General features: G+C 64.4%; 16 protein-coding genes and 1 pseudogene. 6 read left to right on the forward strand and 11 right to left on the reverse strand.

The window, feature by feature from the left end:
* Positions 1-194: 194 nt before the first annotated feature.
* The 9 genes from BMX16_RS17680 to BMX16_RS15075 all read right to left on the reverse strand — a co-directional run bounded on the left by BMX16_RS17680 (position 195) and on the right by BMX16_RS15075 (position 9,556).
* A complete protein-coding gene (locus BMX16_RS17680) occupies positions 195-1,859 on the reverse strand; it encodes a subtype B tannase (protein ID WP_089905287.1) in 1,665 nt (554 codons plus the stop codon).
* Positions 1,856-2,410: a DedA family protein gene (locus BMX16_RS15040; protein ID WP_143058058.1), complete on the reverse strand. Its 555-nt coding sequence runs from the start codon at positions 2,408-2,410 to the stop codon at positions 1,856-1,858. The genes BMX16_RS17680 and BMX16_RS15040 overlap by 4 nt, the downstream gene beginning before the upstream one ends.
* A gap of 83 nt (positions 2,411-2,493) precedes the next feature.
* A complete protein-coding gene (locus tag BMX16_RS15045; RefSeq protein WP_089905291.1) occupies positions 2,494-2,856 on the reverse strand; it encodes a hypothetical protein in 363 nt (120 codons plus the stop codon).
* Between the two features lie 184 nt (positions 2,857-3,040).
* Complete coding sequence (locus tag BMX16_RS15050; RefSeq protein WP_089905293.1) at positions 3,041-3,793, reverse strand: iron ABC transporter ATP-binding protein; 753 nt, start codon at positions 3,791-3,793, stop codon at positions 3,041-3,043.
* Complete coding sequence (locus BMX16_RS15055; RefSeq protein ID WP_089905295.1) at positions 3,790-4,719, reverse strand: iron chelate uptake ABC transporter family permease subunit; 930 nt, start codon at positions 4,717-4,719, stop codon at positions 3,790-3,792. Before BMX16_RS15055 ends, BMX16_RS15050 begins: the two co-directional genes overlap by 4 nt.
* A 28-nt stretch (positions 4,720-4,747) precedes the next feature.
* On the reverse strand, positions 4,748-5,716 hold the full coding sequence (locus BMX16_RS15060) for an ABC transporter permease (protein WP_143058059.1): 969 nt from the start codon (positions 5,714-5,716) through the stop codon (positions 4,748-4,750).
* 85 nt (positions 5,717-5,801) lie between these two features.
* A complete protein-coding gene (locus tag BMX16_RS15065) occupies positions 5,802-6,701 on the reverse strand; it encodes a siderophore ABC transporter substrate-binding protein (RefSeq protein ID WP_089905297.1) in 900 nt (299 codons plus the stop codon).
* 38 nt (positions 6,702-6,739) lie between these two features.
* On the reverse strand, positions 6,740-7,495 hold the full coding sequence (locus tag BMX16_RS15070; protein ID WP_089905299.1) for a siderophore-interacting protein: 756 nt from the start codon (positions 7,493-7,495) through the stop codon (positions 6,740-6,742).
* 12 nt (positions 7,496-7,507) lie between these two features.
* Entirely contained in the window at positions 7,508-9,556 is a 2,049-nt protein-coding gene (locus tag BMX16_RS15075; protein WP_245731599.1) for a TonB-dependent receptor domain-containing protein, read from the reverse strand.
* Between BMX16_RS15075 and BMX16_RS15080 the strand changes: the two genes are divergently transcribed.
* From BMX16_RS15080 to BMX16_RS15100, 6 genes are all read left to right on the forward strand, one after another.
* Positions 9,556-11,160 (forward strand): LysR family transcriptional regulator, encoded by a 1,605-nt coding sequence (locus tag BMX16_RS15080; protein WP_143058061.1) that lies wholly within the window; start codon positions 9,556-9,558, stop codon positions 11,158-11,160. The genes BMX16_RS15075 and BMX16_RS15080 overlap by 1 nt on opposite strands.
* Before the next feature lie 186 nt (positions 11,161-11,346).
* Complete coding sequence (locus tag BMX16_RS15085; RefSeq protein WP_177174693.1) at positions 11,347-13,566, forward strand: ATP-binding protein; 2,220 nt, start codon at positions 11,347-11,349, stop codon at positions 13,564-13,566.
* Positions 13,567-14,356: 790 nt separating this feature from the next.
* Positions 14,357-14,497, forward strand: coding sequence for a hypothetical protein (locus tag BMX16_RS17685; protein ID WP_177174694.1), 141 nt, complete (start codon positions 14,357-14,359; stop codon positions 14,495-14,497).
* Positions 14,498-14,554: 57 nt separating this feature from the next.
* A complete protein-coding gene (locus BMX16_RS15090) occupies positions 14,555-15,358 on the forward strand; it encodes a M15 family metallopeptidase (protein WP_089905305.1) in 804 nt (267 codons plus the stop codon).
* A 33-nt stretch (positions 15,359-15,391) separates the two neighbouring features.
* The gene (locus BMX16_RS15095) at positions 15,392-15,775 is read left to right on the forward strand and encodes a hypothetical protein (RefSeq protein WP_089905306.1); all 384 of its coding nucleotides are present in this window, start codon (positions 15,392-15,394) and stop codon (positions 15,773-15,775) included.
* 148 nt (positions 15,776-15,923) lie between these two features.
* Positions 15,924-17,147: a sensor histidine kinase gene (locus BMX16_RS15100; RefSeq protein ID WP_089905308.1), complete on the forward strand. Its 1,224-nt coding sequence runs from the start codon at positions 15,924-15,926 to the stop codon at positions 17,145-17,147.
* Between the two features lie 59 nt (positions 17,148-17,206).
* Here BMX16_RS15100 and BMX16_RS18045 read toward each other — a convergent pair whose 3' ends face one another.
* A complete protein-coding gene (locus BMX16_RS18045; RefSeq protein WP_245731601.1) occupies positions 17,207-17,497 on the reverse strand; it encodes a hypothetical protein in 291 nt (96 codons plus the stop codon).
* Positions 17,498-17,774: 277 nt separating this feature from the next.
* Positions 17,775-17,993, reverse strand: a pseudogene (locus BMX16_RS18370) (transposase); the annotation flags it as partial.
* Between the last annotated feature and the right edge of the window lie 623 nt (positions 17,994-18,616).

An 18,616-nucleotide genomic window follows, 5' to 3' on the forward strand; every position in this document is an offset into this window, starting at 1 on the left:
GCGTCCGGTGATGCAGCACACTGTCGCGTCGCCAGAAGATTCCGGCGCCAACCATGCCAGATAGGAGAGCGCAGCGGAGGCTTTGAACCCGTTGAACACTCTCGAACCACGAAAGCAAACCCCTGCTGCGCCACGGATAGCTCAGGTATCAACGTCTGGAACAAAGACGAGCAGTAGTGCCTAAGGCAGCGCGCTCACTTGTCCGCCAGCACCCCGGCCAGCCAGCCGTAGGCGGTCTGCACGTCGTAATCGCCCGCGTGTGCGGTCATCCAGTGCAAGGCAAAGTTCACATCCTCGACGTCGGCATCGGCGCGCGCGGCGGCGGCCAGTGCCAATTCCACCGCAAACGACGTGTCGCGGTCGATCATGCCGTGGCGCAGATACCAGTGCGGGGCTGCCACCGCATCGGTGCCAAGATGCGCCATCGGGTTCACCAGCCGCAACTGCTCGGCCAGGGCAGCGCCCTCTCCCGCCGTCCATGCGGCGAAGTCCATGCCGGTGTCGTCCATGCCCGACCCGTCCCCGGCGACCGCGTTGGCGTTCCAGCCGTAGGGCGTAAAGTTTGCATAGGCCGCATCGGGGGTGCCGAAGAGCGTGTTCTCGCCGTCCACGCCTTCGTTGCCGGTGTTGGCGGTGCGATCGAACGCGGGCACGGGCTTCAGCGCGGCGGTCTGCGTGACGAAGCGCAGGAAGCCGTCGATGTCCAGATCTGCGACCGCGCCGTCGGTCACGGTCAGCCAGTCGTTCGGCACGGCGATCTGCGTCTCGCCGCCGCGACCGCGCAGGGTGATGTCGAAATCCGCGCCGCGGGCCGGCACGGTCACGCCTGCGGCCAGCACACGGTCGACCTCGCGCGCGACCTCGGCTACGATGGCGGATTTCATCGTGGCGGCGGTCAGCGGGGTGCCGTCCGCCTGCGTCAGCCCAAGGCTGTCGAGGTAGGCGGGATAGCCTTCTGCCAGCGTTGCGGATGCCGCCTGCCCCGCGTCGGACCACACACCGTCCGCCGTGGTCCCGGCACTGCGGATGCCCTGATAGAGCCATTCATAGGCCATGTCCGCGTGCCCCAGATCGGTGATCGCGCAATAGGCGATGACGGCGAACACGTCGTCGGTCAGGGTACTGCTGCCGTCCGCCGCGACGCCTGCGGCGCCGATGTCCGCAAGGTAGGGCAGATAGTCGGGGCTGTTGCCGCTGGCCGCCACCACGGTCGACAACCCGCCGCCGCCGGACGTGCCGGTGATGACGATGCGGTCGGCGCTGCCGGGGATCACGTCGTCGTTCAGCCGCAGATAGCGGATCGCGGCCTTGGCATCGACGACGGCGGCGGGCGCCTTGCCGGGCAGCGTGCCGTCGGCGGCGACGATGCCGCGCCCGCGGCTGCCGATCTCGACAAAGACGTAACCTGCGGCCAGCGCGGCACCCACCTTGTCGGTGTCGCTGTCGGAGACGTAGGTGCCGCCCTCGACGACCTCCGGCTCCAGCTCGCTCGCGAACCAGCCGCTGTTGGACACGTTCAGGATCATCGCCGCCGCGTCAGTCGCACCTTCGGGAACGAAGATCGCAAGGCTCTGGTAGGTCAGGGTATCATCCAGCGTCTGGGTGTCTGCGGCGGCCGGGCTGCCGCCGGGGCCCATCGACCGGGCGGGCTGTTCGGTCGCCATGGCGACGGGGTTTCCCGCATAGACCGCAGTGTAGCGCCGCAGCGTCAGCGGTGCGCCGTCCAGCGTGACCGTGACGGTGGTGAAGGCCGCAGGATCAAGACGCAGCGCGTCGTCGAAAGCCCCCTGCGCCATCGCCGTGACCGGCAGGGCGGCAAGGGTGGCGGCCAGCAGCGCCGCGCGAGAGGTGTAGGTCATGACTTGGTCTCCGGGAGGGGTGAGGGATGGGGGGACGCGGTGACGGCACGGCTGCGGCGATAGGCACGGATCAGCCAGAGCAGGCCACCCAGCGTCACGGCGCCTGCCATGACGATGCCGATGGAGGATTGGATCAGTGCGGCGATTCCCGCGATGCGGTCGGCAAAGGTGTAGCCCAGCCACGCATAGGCGATGCACCACAGCAGGCCGCCCGCCACCGCCGTCGCGGTGAACCGCAGCCAGCCCAGCCCCAGCGCACCCGAGGTATAGCCGACATAGGGCCCCAGCGGGCTGAGCACCGTGCGCGACAGGAACACCGCCAGCAGGCCGCGCTGTGTCACCAGCGCCTCGGCCCGGCCGACCAGCGTGGCGGTCCGCGGGTTGGCGCGGAACCGCGCAATCAGCGGCCGCCCGGCCCTTCGCGCCAGCCAGAACGCGGTCTGATCCCCCAGCACGAAGCCGGCAAAGGCGCAACCGATCAGCTGCCACAACGCGAAATCCCCCGCAGCCGCAAAGCCGCCCGCCACCATCACCATGATCGACGACGGCACCGGCAGCGCCAGACACGACAGCGCGACCTAGGCGCAGATCAGCCAGACGCCGTAGGTCGGGATGAGGGCGAGGAACGTCTCGGTCATTGGCCTTCCGCCGCGCGAAGAGCTTGCTGCGCCGCTGCCACCTCGCCCTGGAAATCCGCCAGCGACTGGCCGCTGTCGCGCAGATAGTCGCCCACGGATTTCGGCACGTCGTCCGGCGGCGTCTGCGGGTCGAGGCCGATGATCGCGAACATCGCGGGCTTGGTCAGGTCCCAGGACTGTTCGACGTAGCGGATCGACATCCACGGCGCGATGGTCTGGTCCCGATGGGCGGGGTCGGCGAAATAGAGGGCCTCTGACACTGCATCCGCCGCGAAGACCAGCATGACGCACAGGGCCACGGCGGTCAGCACCGCCACGACGCGCTGTTCGCGCCAGACGAAACGGACGAAGTTCAGCATTGTCGTCTCCTCTTGCCGGTGGTGGCGCGGGGGCGATGGCGTGACGCCGGATCACAAGATCCGTGCCGTGGCCTGCACGGGCGCGTCAAGACGAAGGGTGACCGCCATCAGCCTGCCGCGCCTGGTTGCACGCGGTTTCATCGCGGCCCCGCCGGTCTGGCTGGCGCTGCTGCCACCATGCGCATCAATACAGCGCCACCAGCCGACCGGCGACCCGGTGGACGGTGACGGGGGTGGCATAGACGCGGCTCAGCAGGGCGTCGGTCATGATCTCCTCCGGCGGGCCGTGGTGGATCAGGCGGCCGTCCTGCATCACCACGATCCGGTCGCAATAGGCCGCGGCCATATTGATGTCGTGCAGGACCACAAGGATCGTCTTGCCCAGATCGCGGGCCGCGTCGCGCAGTAGCGCCATGATCCCCACCGCATGACGCATGTCGAGGTTATTCAACGGCTCGTCCAGCAGGATGACGTCGGTGTCCTGCGCCAGCACCATCGCGATGAAGGCGCGCTGCCGCTGGCCGCCCGACAGCTCGTCCAGGAATCGGTCCGCAAGATCCCCAAGCCCCAGATAGGCGATGGCCCGCGCGACATGGACGCGATCCTGCGCCGTCGTGCGGCCATGCGAATGCGGATAGCGTCCGAAGGTCACGAGGTCTTGCACCGTCAGGCGCGCACTAGGCTGGTTGTCCTGCCGCAGCACCGCCAGACGGCGGGCGACCTCGGACCCGGGTGCGGTGGCCAGATCGCGACCGTCCAGCGTCACCCGGCCCGCGTCGGCCCGGATCATCCGCCCCATCACCGACAGCAGCGTGGATTTGCCGGCCCCGTTCGGGCCGATCACCGCCGTCACGCCGCCCTGCGGCAGGATCAGATCGACGCCGTCCAGAACCGGGGTGCCGTCATAGGATTTGCAAAGCGACTCGATCGCGATCACCGGGTGGCTCCTTTGATGACCAATAGCAGAAAGACCAGACCGCCTGCGAACTCGATCACGACGGCCAGTACGGTGTCGTAGGACAGTACACGTTCCAGCAGGGTCTGTCCGCCGACAAGGCAGATGACCGCGATCAGCGCAGCACCCGGCAGCAGCACCGCGTGGCGCGCGGTGGGCAGCAGCATGTAGGCCAGATTGGCGACCAGCAAGCCAAGAAAGGCGATCGGCCCGACCAGCGCGGTCGACACGGCGACAAGGATCGTGACCAGTCCCAGCGCCAGCGCCACCATGCGGTCCTGCGCCACCCCCAGCGCGATGGCGTGTTCGCGCCCCAACGCCAGCACGTCCAGCACCGGCAGCCATCGCCACAGTACCGCGCAGACCGCCGCCACGACTATCGCCGCCGTGCCCAGCAGCGTGTCGTCGATCCCGTTGAAGCTGGCGAACAGGCGATCCTGAAGGATCAGGAATTCTCCGGGGTCGATCAGGCGTTGCAACAGGCCCGCGATGGATGCGAACAGCGTGCCGCAGACGATGCCGACCAGCAACAGCAGGTGCAGGCTGCGGGTGCTGCCACCGAACAGCGCACGGAACAGGAGGCCCGCAAAGACCAGCATCAGCGCCACCTCGGCGGCGAACAGCGCGCGTGGATCGATGCCCGCCACCCGTGCGGACCCCAAACCAAAGACCAGCACCGTCTGGATCAGGACATAGAGAGCGCCGAAGCCCATGATGCCGGGGGTCAGGATGCGGTTGCGGGTGATGGTCTGGAACACCACCGTGGCCACCGCCACGGCGACAGCGACCAGCACCAGCCCCGCCAACTTGGTTGCGCGGAATGGCAGCACGAAGGACCAGTTGCCGCGCGCCTCCAGCGTCATGAACAGCGCGGCGGCAACGAGCGACAGAGCACCAAGGGCAGTCATGCGGCGCGTGATGCGGCGATGGCGGACCTCAGGCGACACGGGACCGCCCGCGCAGCAGCAGCCACAGGAACAGGGCGCTGCCCAGAACACCCATCGTGGTGCCGATCGGAATCTCGTAGGGGTGGATGACGATGCGTCCCATGATGTCGCAGACCAACACCAGTGCAGCGCCGCCCAGCACCACGACCGGCAGCGACCGGCGCATGTTGTCGCCCAGCGCAAGGCTGACCACGTTGGGGACAACCAGCCCCAGAAACGGGATCGTGCCCACGGTCACCACCACGGCGGCGCTGACGATGGCGACGATCACCAACCCCAGCGTCATGACCGACCGGTGGTTCAGGCCAAGGTTGGTGGCAAAGTCATGCCCCATGCCCGCCACCGTCAGACGGTCGGCCATGGCATAGGCCATGGCGACGGCCGCCAGCACGATCCACAAAAGTTCATACCGGCCGCGCAGCACCACGGAAAAATCGCCCATCGTCCACGCCCCGATGCTTTGCAGCAGGTCGAACCGGAACGCGAGAAAGGTCGTCACCGCACCGATCACTCCTGACAGCACGATGCCGACCAGCGGCACCATCAGGACCGACCGCAACGGCACGGTCCGCAGGATCAGCAGGAACAGCCCGGTGCCCGCCAGCGCAAAGGTCGCCGCGACCAGCATGCGGCCCACCACCGGCATGCCGGGCGCCAGCAACACCACGAGCAACACACCGAGGCTGGCGGATTCCGTCGTGCCCACGGTCGATGGTTCGACGAAGCGGTTGCGCACAAGGATCTGCAGAATCAGACCGGTGATTGCCAGCCCCGCTCCTGCAAGGATCAGCGCGAGGGTGCGGGGCAGGCGGCTGACCAGCAGAACCTCGACCTCCGACGCGTGCCAGCCATCGGTCCACAGGGCCTGCAGGTCGAAGGTGCCTGCACCGATGCACAGGCTGATGCAGGACAGCACGAGGACCGCCATGGCGGTCCACAGGGTGACGGGGGTCGACATCGAATTGTATCCTTCGGGCGCGGCAAGGGACGGCGCGGTGGAGCGCCGTCCCGGCGATGGTTCAGGGGGTCGGTGGCCTTTAACCTCAGCTTGCGTCGCCCGCCGCGGTCAACAATTGGGTCACGCTGTCCTGCAGGGCCGACAGGCCACCGCCCGCCAGATACCAGTCCGCGGCATCCAGATAGACGACCTGATCCTGCTGCCACGCGGTCGTGGTCCGCACCAGATCATTGTCCAGCAGTTGCGCCGCCGCCGTCCCCTCGCGGCCGATGGCCGCGTCGCGGTCCACCACGAACAGCCAGTCGGGGTTTGTCTCGCGGATGAATTCGAACGAGATCGACTGCCCGTGCGTCCCGGTGTCCATGCCGGTCGCCGCCGGAGCAAAGCCGAAGTCGTCATGCACCACGCCGAACCGCGACCCCGGTCCGTGCGCGCTGATCCGGCCGCCGGTGGTCAGGATGACCAGCACGCGCCCGGCATCCGCCGCCGCCACCTGCAGATCCGCCACCTGCGCATCAAGATCCGCCAGTGCCGCTGCCGCTGCGTCCTGCTTGTCAAAGATCTCGCCCAGTTGGGTCACGCGGGCCTGTGCGCTGGCAAGATAGTCGGTGCGGTCAAGCGACATGTCGATGGTCGGCGCGATCTGCGACAGGTCGGCCAGCTTGGGCGCGGACCGCCCGCCCACGATGACAAGGTCCGGGCCAGCGGCATTCACGGCCTCCAGATCAGGCTCGAACAGGGTGCCGATATCGGCGCCGTAGCCTTGCAGCGCCTCTGGCAAGGCCCCGGCGGGTGCGCCGGCGACCGGCACGCCCAGCGCATCCAGCGTATCGAGGGTGGCCATGTCGTAGACCAGTACCGTTTCGGGGGCCGCGGGCAGCACCGTGTCGCCCTGCACATGCGTGATCGTGATCTGCGCAGCCTCAGGAAGGGCTGCCGTCAGGCCCAGCGCAAGCGCCAGAAAGATGGGATGGATCGGGGTCATGGGAACTCCTTGAGGGTTCTGGATGGGGAAAATGCGGGTCAGTCGTCGACATGGTCATGGCCGCCGATGCGGCCCGGTCGCCAGTAACCTTCGGACAGGATGGACGCGCCCGGCAGGCCGCGCGCGATCAGGTCGTGGCGCTGGCGCCGGACGTTCGACGTTTCTCCTATGATGCAGGCGCGACCGTCGCCGGGCGGCAGGGTCAGCCCCGCCACCACGCCGGCCATCAGGCCGGACGGCCCTGCGGGCGCACCGTTTCGGTCGATCCAACGCAGATCAAGGTCCGCACGACTGGCGACCGCGACCTGGTCCGCAGGATCGCCGATTTCGATCCGCGCGATGATGCGGTGCCCGGCGGGGGCGGTTTCGATCATGTGAAGGATGGCGGGAATGCAGGTTTCGTCCCCGGTCATCAGGTGCCAGTCCGCTGCTGGGTCCAGCATCAGGCGACCGCGCGGCCCCCGGATCGTGACGCGATCGCCGGGGCGTGCCGTCGTGGCCCACTGCGGTCCCGGCGTCGGGCCGTGACGCAGCACGTCGATCGTCACGTGACCCGCCCCTGCGGCGCGGATCGTGTAGTCGCGTCGCCCCGTGGTGCCGTCGCCCAGCGGCACCAGCACCACCAGCGCCTGTCCCGGACGATAGGTCAGGTCCGCGCCGTCGGGCAGCGCCAGCACCACCCGCTGCATCCGCGCGGGCGCGGGCCGGCTGTCCACCACCTGCGCCACATGGGTCGGCAGGTCGGGTCCGCGCCCGCGCTCGCGCCGCGGCGGTGTGTGTGTCATGTCCTGCATTGCTGCTCTCCTTCAGAACCGCGTGGTCAGGCTAACCCACAGGCGGCGGCCTTCGATCACGGTATTGCTGTCGTCCTGCGTCACCGCGGCATCGAAGGCGTTGTAGACTGCGCCGTTCAGCGACACCGACTCCGACACGTCCCAGGACGCGCCCAGATCGACGAGGGTGTAGGGGTCGTAGGAACGCCCTTCCTGCCCGTCGATCGTGACGGGGGTGCCTGCGTCGCCGATCCGGGCGCCGCTGTTCAGCTCTTTGCCGTGATAGGTCGCCGCCGCCCAGACGGCGACGCCATCGGCGGGCGTGTCCCAGTCGCCACGCAAAGAGACCCGGTCGCGCGGCGTGCGCTGCAACGGAAATCCTGCGAAGTCGCCGGATCGCTGTTCCGAGTCGGTGTAGGTATAGCTGCCGCGGATCCGCAGGTCGGGCGTCGCCTCCCATGTCGCGGCCAGTTCGAGGCCGCGCACCACCGCATCGTCGATGTTGAAGCTCTGCCACAGGCAGGACGTGCCGGGATAATCCGAAAGCGCTGTCGCGTCGCAGGCCGCGTCGCCCAGCGGATCGGTGATTGCGCCCGTGACCGGATCGACCAACTGACCGGTGTTCATGTTGCTGATCTTGTCTCGGAATTCGGTCTGGAACGCCGTCGCCGACACCACCAGATCGCTGCGGTTGTCCCAGATCATGCCCAGCTCATAGCTTGTGCTCTGCTCTGGCCTCAGGTCCGGGTTGGCCGCGATCAGACCTGCACCGCGCTGGGTCGGCATGTAGTAGTCGGGGGCCACCTGCCGCAGGCCGGGGGCCTTGAAACCGGTGGACACGCCGCCCTTGACGGTCAGCCCGTCGGTCGGCTGCCATACCGCATACAGCCGTGGCGACAGATGCGTGCCGTAGGTTTCGTGTTCGTCCACCCGCAGTCCGCCGGTCAGCGCAAGGCTGTCGGTCACCTGCCACTCGTCCTCTGCAAAGACGGCGAACTGGTCCACGCGCAGCGTCTGGTCGATGGGCAGATGCCCCTGATCGGTCAGCGTGGCGCGGTTGAACTGGAACCCTGTCACAAGGGTATGCGTCCCGCGCAGCGTGAACGGCACGGTCATCTTGCCGTCCAGCACGGTGTTGCGGATTTCCGGCACACGGTCGTCGGCCACCAGCGCGCCGGTGTCCGCATCCCGCCCAAAGGTGGTGCGGCGCCCTTCCTCGATCTGCAATGAAATATCGGTGGTCACACGGCCGAACGTTGCAGCATGGCCCAGCGCCACATGATCGCGGTCGTTGTCGCGGCGGCTCTCTGCGTCGCCCTCTGCCAGCGTCAGGCCTGGGGATTGCAGGCTTTGCAACCGCGTGCGTCCCGCCTCGAGGTAAAGCTCCTGATCGGATGTCAGGGCATAGGTCAGGCGGGCCGCAAGGCTACCGTCGCGCGCGCCGTCGATGCCGCCCGTCGCCGTATCCTCGGCCCGGCGCAGGGCGCGCCCCCAGACCTGAAGGCTCAGCCTGTCCTGCACCAGCGGGCCGGACAGATAGAACGCGGCCTGCTGCGTGTCGCCGTAGGCGTCGTCGCCCTGAAGGGTGCTGTCGAGCGTAACACTGCCGCGCCATACGCTATCGGCGTCGCGCGTGATGATGTTGATGACACCACCCATGGCGTCAGAGCCGTAGAGAGAGGACATCGGCCCGCGCACCACCTCGATCCGCTCGATCGCGGATACGGGCGGAATGAAGCTTTGCTCGGACCCGGCGCTGCCGTTGGGCCGGGATTCGCGCGTGCCCTGACGGCGCCCATCGACGAGGATCAGGGTATAGGACCCCGGCAGGCCGCGGATCTGGATGTCCTGTTCGTTTGCCACGCCTGTCGTTGCCACACCCTGAACTTCCTTCAGCGCATAGCCGAGATCGCGGAAGGCACCCGTCTCCAGATCGTCGCGCGTGATGACCGACACGCTGGCGGGCGCGTCGGCGACCGTTTGCTCGAAGCCGGATGCCGTGACGACGATAGTGCCCAGCGCAAAACTCTCGGCCGGCACCGTGTCCTGCGTGCGACCGGCGGTCGGCAACGCCAGCGCCATTGCAGCACATCCCGCTGCGAGACCTGCTTTGTGAGAAAGTGCCTGAAACGCCATCGTTGCCTCGCATCCGTATATCTGACAATAATAGTCTACTAATGCCCCATGTCGGATGTGCAGCGTCGATGTTTCAGAACGATTCCAAATTCAGGAAACCGGATGGCAAGCAGGCAGGCGTCCCATCGACCACCGATATTCGCGTGAACGGGGCAGCAAAAACCGCTGACGATCTGCCCAGCGCACCATTGGCACGATTGCGCCTGATCGCGGCTCTTGACGCGCTGCTGTCCGCGGGGAGCGTATCTGGGGCAGCCCGGATGCTGGATATGTCCGCCCCTGCGATGAGCCGGCTGCTGGCACAACTTCGACAGCAGTTCGATGACGACATCCTTGTGCGGTCGGGCCGCCTGATGGTTCCGACGCCGCGTGCCGTGGCGCTGCGGGCGCAGGCACGTCGGATCAGCCGTGCAGCCGATGCCCTGATGCAGGGCGAGGATGATACAGGGTGGCACACGACAGCACAGCGCCCCGACGCGGTACCGGTGCCCAATCCACCACCGCTGCTGACGCAGACCACGTGGCGCGATACACCGAACGGGACGGATCGAGACGCCCGGACAACCGATGCGCAGGCGCGCCTTGCCCGGCTGGTTGCGGTGGCCGGCGGCGGTCCGGGGCGCGCGCGGACCCTGCGCATGGCCGAAGCACAAGAGGCGTTCGGCACTGTCCTTCGGGGTGAGGCGGATCCGGTGCAGATCGGCGCACTCCTTGTCGCGCTGCAATCGCGTGGCATGACCGCAGAGGAGCTTGCGGGCTGCGTCAAGGCCAGCCGCGAAGGACGTGACGTGTCCTTGCCGATGCGGGCCGATCTCGACTGGCCTGCCTATGTCTCGCCCCGCAACAGTCGGCTGCCCTATTTCCTCCTGGCGGCCCGCGCGCTCGCGGATGCCGGACACCGCATCGCACTCCACGGTTATGCGCAGGCGATATCGCAATTCGGCACCGTGCTGGACACTTTGCATATTCCCGTCGCCGGGTCCCGCGCCGCCGCAGCGGCGCATCTGGCGTCCGCGCGGATCGCCTTTCTGCCGCTTCCGGCGATCGATCCTCAATTGCAGGCTATGACCGGACTCTATCCGCTGCTCGACATGCGATCCGCAATCAATGCCGTGATCCCGTTGCTGAACCCGATGGCAGCACCGATCAGCGTCGTAGCGGTTGCATCGCCCGGCGCGGCGCGGCTGTGTCTGGCGACGGCTGCGATGCTGGACGGGCAGCTTTGCTGTGTCACCGGCCACCGCGACGTGGTGCAGGCGACGCCGCACCTGGCGATGTCCATCCACAGGTCTGCCGCACTTCGGGACAGCGACATATACGTTGCATCCGACCCGATGCGCGTTCGCCCGCGGATGCCGCCTGGCTATAACACGCGCGAATTCGCCGCCTCACTCTGGTCCGGCGACCTGAAGGACGCGAATGCGGAAGCGATTGTCTGCGATACGATCGCCTGCGGTTTGTTGGCGCTGAGCGATTCACACATGGGGTTCGTCCAAGCCCGAGACGAAGCGCGAGATGTGTGGCTTCGACGCGGCTGGGGGGGAGCGTAACCGAACACGCGCGGGGTCAACCGGTCGGGGCCGGTTCGCTTATGCTGTCACACGGCCCTAAGGTTGGCCAAGTGCATCACCATCCCTCACCTACCCTTTCTTGATGCAGGGCTGACAAACAAAAGACACAGGCGCGTACGACTGTTTCCTATGCCGAAACTTAGCTGTCTGCATAGGGCGCCGAAAATGAGCCAGTTTCCCGGATCCCAGATCGAAGGTGGACAGTCACGTGTCACAAGCCTCTTGGCTGGGGTCAGGCGGGTGCTGTGGTTAAAGCTGTTTCTGGTAACCGCTGTGATCGTTGGGGTCGCCTTCCCGATTTTTGGCCAGATTGCCACCAACCGGAGCAATGAGGTGTTCTTGGCATCAGAGCGGGCCCGTCTTGAGCGATCGCTGTATGTCGCGACCAATCAGATCCGGTTATCGTTCTTCGAGGCTGAACTGCTTGCAAGCAAGATCGAGAACCTGATTGCCACGTCCAAGACGATCCCGAGAAGGCTCATCGAGAGAGACGTCGATACACTGGTCGCGAACAACCAAAGTGTCATCGCCGTCGCACTGGCCCCGGATCTTGTTGTTTCCGACACTTTTCCGCTGACCGCCAATCAAAGTACTGTTGGCCTTGTTTATCCTCAAGTCCATCGTCAGATGGCGAGCATTGCACGTGCGTACCGGCAGGGCAGTCCGATGATCGTCGGTCCGGTCCCTCTCGTCCAAGGTGGCATAGGCTACATTCTGCGCTATCCCGTTTTCCTCCCCCAGCCTGGTCTGGCGACTGAGAGGTTCTGGGGACTTATTTCAGTCGTCATCAAAGCCGATGGCCTGATCAGCAATCATGCAGCCGCTTTCGATGAGGGAGAGGAACTTAGCTTTCGGCTTCGCGAAACTCGGCAGCGCGCAATGTCGCCGGATTTTGGGATGAATGAAATATGGCAAGGGGATCAGGACCCCGTAATCGTTGATTTCAAGATGGCCGGTAATATGTGGCGGGCAGCCGCCGCTCCTGCAGGGGGCTGGCCCACGACATCCCCCCAAGGAAGTTTCATTTTATTAGCCTCGATCCTGATCACGATCGCGTCCGTTTTGGGTCTGCTGATCCTGCACCGCGTTTCTGAATCGCATCAGAAGGATCACACATTATTAAGAGAGTCGATTTCTTCAATGAATGAAGGGTTCGTCGCATTCGATGAGGACGGGCGTCTTGTCATGGCGAATCAGCGGTTCAAGGATTATTATCCTAAAATAGCTGACGAACTCGTTCTTGGTGCCACTTTCAAGTCGCTCTTGGAGGTCGGTGTAGCCAAATCCCAGTTCCCAGAAGCGGTTGGTCGGGAGGACGACTGGATCGCAGAGCGGCTTCGCTTGTTCGAAGATCCGCATGGTTCGTTTATTGAACGTATCTGTGAAGACCACTGGGTCAAGGTTACAGAAGCTAAGACACCTTATGGATATACTGTTGGCATCCGAACTGACGTTACTGCGGAAAAGCTCGCGATGGATGCTGCTGAAAGTGCCGCGAGAGAGAAAACAAACTTCATCAGCAATGTCTCTCACGAATTGCGAACCCCGCTGACTGTGATCGTCGGTCGCGCTTCATTCCTTCAGAATCAGGACATGTTGTCCGTCGTCAGGCAGCTCGAAAGCCTCATCGCTTCATCCGACGCGGTGCCGGAGGAAGTCCGGTCGGCCATCGGTGCCTACAAGGCCTACGTCGCCGATCAGGGTGGAAAAATCGTTGCGGCCAGCAGGCATATGATCCGTTTGGTTGAGGATCTGCTGGACTGGACCACCGTTGAAAGAGGCCAGCTGCAAATTCAGAAAGAAGTCCTTTCAGCAAGTGCGCTGACAGATGATGTTGCGGATGAATTGCGGCCACTCGCGCAGGCCAAGGGGCTGTCCTTGAGATATATCAAGAATGCCGAAGTCGATGTGATGGCAGACCGGGCTCGACTGCGGCAGATTCTTTATAATCTCTTGTCGAATGCGATCAAATTCACAGATCAGGGACATGTTGAATTATCTTTGGGTGTGGTTGAGAATGACGTCGTGATCTGCATCTCGGACACGGGATGCGGGATTCCGGAAGAAGATCTTGAACGTGTCTTCGAGCGCTTTCAGCAGGTCGATACCTCTGATACCCGCCTTAAAGGCGGATTCGGCCTAGGACTTTCGATCGCCAAGCAACTGGCCGTCCTGCACGACGGCGAACTGACGGTCAGCAGCCAACTGGGTGTCGGCTCATGCTTTCAGCTGACGCTTCCCCTTTACCGCAAGGATACAACCGTTTCGCCTCTGAACTCTGGCCAAGAGCCAGTTCACGAAGAGACCTGTCGTCCAGATCAGAGTGCGCATAGGCCCGATCGGGAAGTGCCGAACTTGCCCATCGTCCGGCCTTTGCAGCACTAATCGGATCCAATCCCTGCTAGACCCCCAGCGCAGTGTAGAACCCATGCCTGCCCGCCTGGTGCGGCGGCAGGTAGCATCACCGGCACTGGGCGCATCGTCCGGTTCGACATTGCGGCGCCGGTAGGCTGCGAACCGTTGGAGCGCGCCGTGATCGTCGACCCCGATGAGAACGCCGCCGGCTGCGATGTCATCGTCGGAACAGTCGCCTGCCATGCGCTTGGCCAGTTCTTCGCCGCGGGCGTCGTCGGCCGGGGTAGCTGTATCAGCTTCGAAGGCAAACCGGACTGCGCTGAGTGCCGTCGTGAAGCGGTTCCAGACCCTCGTGGGCGATGTTGCATCCGTGGCGGTCGACCACAACCTGAACACCCGCAATGTCATCGTGCAGGTCGACGACGCCGCTACCTACGCCTAGGTGCTGACCGACGTGGTGCGGACGACCGTCAATCAGGTGACGATCAGCTTTGCCACCACGCCCGCCGCCAACGCCGACCGCATCGTCGCGTTGGCCTGATGCCTCGCCACGTCGGTGCCAGCCTTGCGGCGCAATATAAGGGCGTCAGCGCAGTGGCGCGATACGATGGTGTGGATGCCGCGTGGCCATACGTGCGGGCGGCGGCGCACTCTGGACGTTCGCCGACATCCCGTCAGCGTATCGCGTCGACTGTGGATGGTGGGACCCGAAGATCAGCGTGCTGACTGATGGCTGCGGGGTCACTTCGCTCCCCGATCAGCTTGGAGTCCGCGACATGGGGCAGGCTGATCCAGCACGTCGGCCACGCGACTGCGGCTCGTGCTGATCCCGCCGCCGAACCTGCAACCGGGTCGGATCGAGCTGTACATCGCGCTCGAATACGAGTGCGCGGGCAGGACCGTGTTCGACCGGACGGACGCGGTGACGTTCGAACTCCTGCCGCGCCCTGCGGGCGACTGACAGCCTCCGCCTGACCCACCCCACCATTGCCCTGACCTAACGCATGGAGTGCGAACGATGACTCATGTCTGGACGACGTCCCATACCCAGATGCTGCTGGCCAGCGCGGGCTATTACAAGAAGGCCATCGACGGCAGCCTGAACGCCTCCACGCAGCGTGGGATCTCCATCGTCATCAACAATGCCGGCGGCCTGATGTCGAAATGGTCGGCGCGCCGCCGTGAGATCGCTGCCGGCCAGATCATTCTGAACGTCCAGGGGCGCGACGCCGGCCTCGTGAACGGCTATGCCGGGCACAACACCCTCGAGGCGCTGACCGACTGGCTGTCCAAGCGGATGGAGGTAACAGCCACCGTCGAACGTCTCCCGGCAGCGTCCCGGCCTGATCCCAAGGATCTGCCGCGCCAGGCGGACATCGCCGCCATCTACGGCTCGCCCGCGATCCCGGCGAACACGACCTATGCCCTGCTCGATTTCGACATGCGGCTGGACTGGGACCTCGGCAGCCCGATCCGCAAGCTGCGGGTGCACCACAAGTGCGCCACGGCCCTCGTGCGTGCCATCACCGCCGTCCGCGCTCACTACGGCCACGACAAGTGGCAGGCGCTCGGCCTCGACCGCTATGCCGGCGGCTACAACCCGCGGCGGATGCGCGGCGGTACCAGCTGGTCGATGCACGCCTATGGCTGTGCCGTCGATTTCTTCGCCGCGCCGAACGGCCTGCGCGCACGGGCGCCAGAGGCACTGTTCTCGCGCCCCGATTACAGGCCGTTCCTCGACATCATGGAGGCGCACAACTGGCTGCCTGCGCTGCGCCTGTGGGGCGCTGACGCGATGCATTTCCAGATGGCCCGGCTCTAACCCCACGACCCCCAACCTGGCCTGAGGAGGGCCATGACCATGCAACAATTCCTGACCGATAACCCGAGCCTGCTGGCGACGGGCCTCGACCTGATCCTGGCCATGGCGGCGCTGGCGCTGACCTGGGCTGCGACCCGTGTCGGCAAGCGTGCCGGTGTCCAGGTCGAGCAGACCCACCTCGACCGCATCAACGCGGCAGTGCGCCATGTGGTCGTCGAGGCGATGGCGGACGGCCGGACGGATCTGTCCGAGATCGCGCGCATCGCCGGCGTCTATCTGCGCGCGCATCTGCCCGATGCGGTGAACGCGATGCAGCCGACGCCGAAGGTGATCCGCACGGTCGCGGCCGCGCATCTCGCTACCGTGCCGGATATTGCCGCGCTGCGGACACCGCCGCCCCTCGACGGTCGAAGTTGACCCCGTCTGACGCCGGACCGCAATCGCCCGCCTCGGCTCATGCCGGGGCGGGCCTTTTTGCGTTTCCGTCTGCCATAAATTTGCCGCGTTTTTCGTAGACTGCTGCATACAGAAGAAAGAGTTCCGACACCGTTCAGTGGGCAGTACAATGGCGAAAAGCTATTCGTTTGATGCCCTTGGGTTGCTGCATGCCGGCACCGATGAGAGCATCGCAAATATCGCAAAGCTGGCATCGCAGACACTGCTTGCGCCAATAGCGTATGTCTCAGTCCTTGAGAAAAAGAAGGACCTGCAGCATTTCGCTGCGGCCGTAAGCACTGTGCTCGACACGTCGATTTTCTGCGAGATGTCGATCGAGGGTTCAATCTGCAAGTATGTACAGCGGTCCAACGGCACCGTCACGATCGATGACGTCGCGCTCGACCCTCGCACCGCAGGCAATGTGTTTTGTCGAGAGAACAGGGTTCGGTCCTACATCGGAACGCCGATACATACGCCCTCTGGTATGACGATCGGCGCACTGTGTTGCATGACCGTCGAGCCCAGAGAGTGGACACCTTTGGACATCGACATCATCGAAAACCTCGCACGCTGCATCGACGATGTGGTGAAGAGCAGGACGATTGCGCGCGAGGAGCGCACAGCGCGGCTCGAGTTGCAGGAACTCCTCAAGACACGAGCGGATTACGTTGCGCACATCAGTCACGAGATCCGGACGCCGCTGACGGGAATCGCCGCATCCATCGCCATGCTCGACCTCGCGACGACGAAGGATCGGACTGATCGGCTGATGGCGATCCTTAAGCGGTCAACGGCCAAGCTGCTGGACCTCGTGAATGACGCGCTCGACCTCGCCAAGCTGGACGTCACAAGCCTCGAGGTCGTCACCCAAGCCACAACCCTGCGCGAGCTAGTCGATGACGTGCTGAACGACTTTGTCTCACAGGCTGCTGCCAAATCGGTGGAACTGCAGGTCGACGAGCAGCTGGATGACATGTTCTATCTTGCGGATCGAAATCTGATCTGCACCATTCTGCGAAACCTCGTGGGCAATGCCGTGAAGTTCACTGACAGTGGCAGCGTTACCGTGGCCTTGGCCGAGGATTCCTATGGGCAGGTAGAGGTTGCCATCCGCGACACCGGCATCGGGATCGCGCCTGAGTTCCATGACAAGATATTCAAGGAGTTCGAGCAGGCGGATGCCACCATCGCGCGACGGTTCGGCGGCACAGGGCTTGGCATGTCAATCGTGAAGCGGGCTGTTGATCGTATGGATGGCACGATCGCTCTGCAAAGTGCTCTCGGCGCCGGCAGCTGCTTTACAATCGCATTGCCACTTCAGCCCCTGAATACTGGCCTCCTTGCCGCCTAGAGCCGCAACGATCCGTACGGCGCCGCCGCGAAACGCGGCGTGACATCACTGAGCGACGCCTAATAGGAGCGACTCAGCGGTGGAGGGGTAGGGCGGGCCACCGCCAGCTGCGGAAACGTCGTCAGGAAAAGCTGCGCTTCGTCGATCGAGGTGAAATGGTACGCACAAGCGTCCCTGCCAATGGCCGTCGCCGGACCTTGGCCGTACGCCCCTTCACCAAAGGTCGCTTTCAGCCAGACCGCGATCTCGACGATCAGAACGCCCAGTCCGGTGGGCGGTACATGCACCTTCACACGCACCGGAAAGGCGCGGTCGGTCTCGCTGGCGGTGGTGGGTCTGCGGCGCGCCATGAGAACATTCCAAGAATCGGCTGTACGGGATTTGTACGCGTCTTACCTGGAAGTTCCTGCGTTGTTCTGCATTTTCTTGCACACCTGACGACTCGGCGAGATTGGCCCTACTCGGACTCCCTATTCCATGATTATGCTGAAACTCACGCAGAGACGGCATCCTACGCATTTGCTGGTACCTGATGAGGTCGGCTGCGGCACCGAAGTAGAACTTCAGACCCTTGTGACTGCCATGCAGGTCCGTGCCCGAGGTCAGGCTGAAGTGCGCCTTACAATTTCGGCATGTCTGGAGTTCTCGCAGTTCGAGAAAATGGACATTCGTCTGGCTGCAGGCAGGACAGACGGGACCATCTGGCCACCGCACCTCGTATAAACGTGCTTCGCAGGCTGCCTCTGACGGGAAGGCTGCATCTATGCCGCCGGCTGGGAGGCCGAGATACAGTGAGGTCCAGTGTATTCTTTCTGCGGTTCGGTCAGGAAACTGGTGCTCGGTCATCTGGCGACATGTACATGGCCGGCCGGTGAGGATGAACCGGGGAAACGAACGGCGTCACGTTCGGACGAGCATCCGGCCGTGTGAGACAGGATCGACCGGCCTTGGACAACTCGCAGCTCGTCTTGGTCACAACAGTACGCGTCTACTGATCCGTTCATCCAGCCGGGTACCATTGACCAGCAAAGGCCTTGGTTGTTGCCCAGAGGTCCGTCCAAAGCGGCGCCGATCTTAATTTCATCTCAAGCTTCTCGACATGACGTCAAGTGTGAAACCGCTGGCGATAAGCCCCCGGCGTCAGGCCGACGATGCGGTGGCGCACCTTACGTAATGCGCCCGCATCGGCATAGTCGACGCAGACTTGCTGGAGTGGCATGACGTGTTCATGTTGATTTCCTCTCAAAAGTTCGAGCCGGAATAGCTGCGACGGCTCGGCCGGAAAACGATGGCACTTCCCCCTCCGTGCCAATAAGAGTGAGACATTTGACTGGCTAAAGTTTAGACTTGAGGGCGAAGGAGACCGAACCCATGGTAATGCCTTCACAGATGCCGCCTCCACAGGATACCGGATCTGAGATTTCGCCTACGATCCCACCCGCTCGCGTCGTAGCTGCGCCGCGTGTCCC

Source organism: Loktanella fryxellensis, assembly GCF_900110065.1.
Lineage (GTDB): Bacteria > Pseudomonadota > Alphaproteobacteria > Rhodobacterales > Rhodobacteraceae > Loktanella > Loktanella fryxellensis.